Raw genomic sequence first — 519 nt, 5'->3', positions numbered from 1 at the left:
CGATGCAGCCCTGACGGTATTAAACGAGAGCAAACTCACTAGCGGAACCCTTGATGGCATTGCAGCCTATTACAGCAATACGGTAGCGCCTACCAGCTTTAAGCTCCTTACCGTTGCTTATTATGACAACTATACTTTTCCATCTACACCCGCAATTGCAATACCTGCCAGTGTAGAGGGACAAACCACTTTAACGGGCAATGAAATAAAAGGGCTTCCAACGGCTTCGTGGGCAAGGGTTCCTACCACCTCTACAGCCTCACTTGGAGAAACAACAGCTACTTTTTTTGATACCAAAGCAAGACCAGTTAGAATTTATACCACTAACCACTTAGGAGGTTATACCTATACAGACAGCAAACTCGATAGTTTTTCAGGGCAATTGCAATACTCCATAACCGGACATAAGAGAGCGGCCTCAGATGTTGAGCTTACCACAAAAGATGTTTTTACGTATTCTGCACAGGATCGTCTCCTTACACAGACCCATCAGATCATAAAAGGAACCTATACAGGTCC

1 pseudogene is annotated in these 519 nt (G+C 44.7%); it reads left to right on the top strand.

Annotated features, from left to right (window positions below):
• A pseudogene (locus tag FLACHUCJ7_RS01710) lies at positions 1–519 on the top strand (RHS repeat domain-containing protein); the annotation flags it as partial.

The sequence above is a fragment of the Flavobacterium salmonis genome (assembly GCF_903819435.1).
Taxonomy (GTDB): domain Bacteria; phylum Bacteroidota; class Bacteroidia; order Flavobacteriales; family Flavobacteriaceae; genus Flavobacterium; species Flavobacterium chungangense.
Note: the sequence above shows the minus strand (reverse complement) of the source record. Positions and strands in the feature narration are given on the sequence as shown.